The following is a 3,018-nucleotide window of genomic DNA, read 5'->3' on the forward strand; positions in this document are numbered from 1 at the left end:
ACCATCATCGCGGCGAAGACGATCACGAGCCAGGCCCGGTAGGGCCTGATCAGCCCGAGCACCAGGCGCGTCATGTCCCGGCTCTGCGTCTTGGCCATGTGCCTGGCCACGCGGGTTGCCGAGTCCTGCGTGAGGTCCGTCGCCGCTTCGGATGGAATTGTTTTTGGCATGCGCGTATCCAGATGGTTGAGGCCATTCACCAACGAAAAGTCGCGCCGAACATCGGTCCGCTGAATCCAAGATCCTTGATGGTCTTGCCCGACTTCATGTCGTAGGCGAGATAGCGCCACATGGCGCTGAGTTCACCCCATGCGTACGCGTAGCTGATGCCGCCGGCCACTTGCCAGGTCAGGCGGGACTCGCCGGTGCCGACATCGACGTAGAACGGAGCCGACCACTTCCCGGATTCGCCAAGGGCAAGCCGCCCCTTGACGCCGACGATGCCGTCCCACACGGTTTCACTGTGCTTGACGCTGCCGACACGCGCGACGGTCGCGACCGGCCCCAGGTCGCCGGTGATGCTCCAGCTCAGGGTTTGCTGCAGGCTGAGCATGCGAGCCCCGGCGAGCAGGTCCAGCGTCAGCGCCGGATCGGACAGCACGCGGTATTCGCCCGCCGACGTCCAGATCGAACCCTTGAGGTTCAGGCCCAGATCTGCCGTGGTGCTCGGCGCGAGCCCGACGTCCCCGATCGTGAAGTAACGACTGCGGTCCTTGCTGCCGCCGAGGTCGAGATAGATGAAATCGGTGAAGAAGCCCCACTTCCCGTTGTGCGCGTCGAGCGAACCCATGAATGTGAACTTCAGCTTGTCGATGATCTTGTCGGCGCTGACGTTGATGGACGCTCCACCTGCGCCCGCCGGTGCGCTCGTCGAGCCGCTCAGGCTCGGCAGATAGCCGTACACCGACAGGCCATACCGCCAGTTGTCGGCAGCGGGGTCGACCTGCGACGCCTGTGCAGCAGCCGGCGTCGGCGCCAGCGCGCACATGGCGAGGGCGAGCGCAAGCGCTGCAGCGATGCCGCGAAAATGAAGACGATGAAAATCCATGCTCAGCCAGCCGCTCGACGGATGGCCTCGAGAACGTCGGCCCCGGTATCGTTCTTGCGAAAGTAGGCCGCACAGCCGACGGCTTGCGCCGCGGCGCGCATCTCCCGGTCGTCGTGCGCGGTGATGAAAATGAACGGCGCGTGTCCACCTTCGGCAACCAGGCGCTGGGCCAGTTCGATGCCCGACATCCCCCCGAGCTGGACATCGAAAACGAGGCAATCGAACCGAGGGTGCTTCGTGTCTGCGAGAAACGCTTCTGCCGAGCCATAGGTGATCGGCTGCATGCCCGACGCGCGCAGCAGTCTGCCAAGAGATCGGCACAGGCTCTCGTCGTCATCGACGACAGCGACATAGATGGGGGTGATGGTGCTCATCGGAGGTCAACGCGCACTTTGGGCGCCTCCGAACCCCTTGTCTACTTCCCCTTAGGGAAGGTCGGTGCGGCCGACGTCAACACACCCGCCTCCTGCGACAGTCGGGTCAGCGCCGCGACGGACCCTACCCCCAGTTTCATCATGATCGCCGTGCGGTGCAGTTTCACGGTGCGTTCGTTGATTCCCAGATCGCCGGCAATCTGCTTGTTGAGCCTGCCCCGCAGAACGTGGGAGAGTACCTCGAACTCTCGCCCCGTCAGTGCGCCGAAGCGCTCCTCCAGCTCGCTTCGGCGTGCCCTCGCCTGGCGCTCGTGCCCGTCTCGCGCCAGGGCGCGCCGTACCGCGTCGAGCAGTTCCTCCTTGGGGGCTCGCTTTTCCAGAAAGTCCTCCGCACCGCCGCGCATCGCGCGCACCGTCGAAGCAATATCGCCGTGGCCGGTAAGAAAGAGCAGCGGCAGCGGGTTGCGCGTCAGTGCGAGCGCCGATTGCAGGTCGAGCCCATTCAATCCGGGCATCTGCAGATCCGCCACCACGCAACCGCGCGCGTTGCTGTCGCACTGCGCAAGAAATTCACTCGCAGACAGGAAGGTCTTCACGGTGAACCCACTGACGAGCAGCAATCGGGACGTGGCGGTGAGAAACGAAACGTCGTCGTCGACAACGTGGACGATGGGTTCGGTCGCGTTCATGCTGCGGCGAGTTCCAGCCCGACCGACAGCCTGAAACGGACGCCGGCACAGGCGCCATCGCGTCGGCCACGATCATGGAACCGGGCTCGGCAATCGAGTGATTTTCTCAGTTTCACGGTTCTTCATTCAGTGAATCGGGCCCGATCCACGCAAGTGGATCACGGCCAGGCACAGCTTTCCCCAGTTTCGGCAAACCACGAACTTGGCTCTGAGCGGCAGTTCTGCCTCGAACGTGCGAGCTTACTGCGCCGCCGAGAAACGTGGGCTGGTGACTCGCCGGCTACTTCCCGAAGGGGAAGGTGCGCGTCGACGCCATTGTCACTATCCTCGGCACTGAATTGAACCGCAAGGCGCAGTGCCCGTCCGGCGAGCAGATCCATGCGCCCGCGATTCGGGCCTGTGTCCATCCACGTCGATGAAGGAAATCAGCAATGATCCGACTCCAACGCTCCGCCTGCACATTGCTGGTCGCGCTGAGCCTCTCGCCGATGGCGGATGCCATCGCACAGCAACCTCCTCCCACCAAGCCCGCCAGGTCGGCCGCGAAGTCAGCCCAGGCCGAACTCGAAACCAAGGCGATCGACCTCCTGCGCGCGATGGGCGGTGCTCTGACGACCGCCAATTCGATGTCGTTCACAGCCGTCACCACCTACGAGAGCCCGAGCAGCGTCGGCCCCGCGCTGGCCTACGGAACCATTTCAGAGGTGTTGCTGCAGCGCCCCGACAGGCTGCGCGTGCTCACTCTCGGTGACGGACCCGCCTCGGAGTTCTCCTACGACGGCAAGACCATCACCGCCTTCGCACCAGCCGAGAACCTGGTTGCCGTGGCACCGGCCCCGCCCACCATCGACGCCATGCTCAAGCAGGCCTTCGACAACGCCGCGATCTACTTCCCCTTTGCCGACCT

Annotated in this window: 4 protein-coding genes; 1 reads left to right on the plus strand and 3 read right to left on the minus strand. The window is 64.2% G+C overall.

The annotated features are described in order from the left end of the window. Positions 1-196: 196 nt before the first annotated feature. The 3 genes from AB4Z46_RS35120 to AB4Z46_RS35130 form a co-directional block, all read right to left on the minus strand. The gene (locus AB4Z46_RS35120; protein WP_442288174.1) at positions 197-988 is read right to left on the minus strand and encodes a hypothetical protein; all 792 of its coding nucleotides are present in this window, start codon (positions 986-988) and stop codon (positions 197-199) included. Positions 989-1,050: 62 nt separating this feature from the next. Beyond that, on the minus strand, positions 1,051-1,422 hold the full coding sequence (locus tag AB4Z46_RS35125; RefSeq protein WP_442288175.1) for a response regulator transcription factor: 372 nt from the start codon (positions 1,420-1,422) through the stop codon (positions 1,051-1,053). Positions 1,423-1,463: 41 nt separating this feature from the next. Next, on the minus strand, positions 1,464-2,111 hold the full coding sequence (locus tag AB4Z46_RS35130) for a response regulator transcription factor (RefSeq protein WP_442288176.1): 648 nt from the start codon (positions 2,109-2,111) through the stop codon (positions 1,464-1,466). A 431-nt stretch (positions 2,112-2,542) separates the two neighbouring features. Here AB4Z46_RS35130 and AB4Z46_RS35135 point away from each other — a divergent pair. Further along, positions 2,543-3,018 (plus strand): DUF2092 domain-containing protein (locus AB4Z46_RS35135; protein WP_442288177.1); only part of this gene is annotated, 476 nt, incomplete at its 3' end.

This window comes from Variovorax sp. M-6 (assembly GCF_052114385.1).
Lineage (GTDB): Bacteria > Pseudomonadota > Gammaproteobacteria > Burkholderiales > Burkholderiaceae_C > Variovorax.

Bases quoted from the DNA above. Each gene is read 5' to 3' on its own strand.
- AB4Z46_RS35120 (WP_442288174.1), bottom strand. From the start codon at position 988: ATGTGCGCGCTGGCGCCGACGCCGGCTGCTGCACAGGCGTCGCAGGTC.
- AB4Z46_RS35125 (WP_442288175.1), bottom strand. From the start codon at position 1,422: ATGAGCACCATCACCCCCATCTATGTCGCTGTCGTCGATGACGACGAG.
- AB4Z46_RS35130 (WP_442288176.1), bottom strand. From the start codon at position 2,111: ATGAACGCGACCGAACCCATCGTCCACGTTGTCGACGACGACGTTTCG.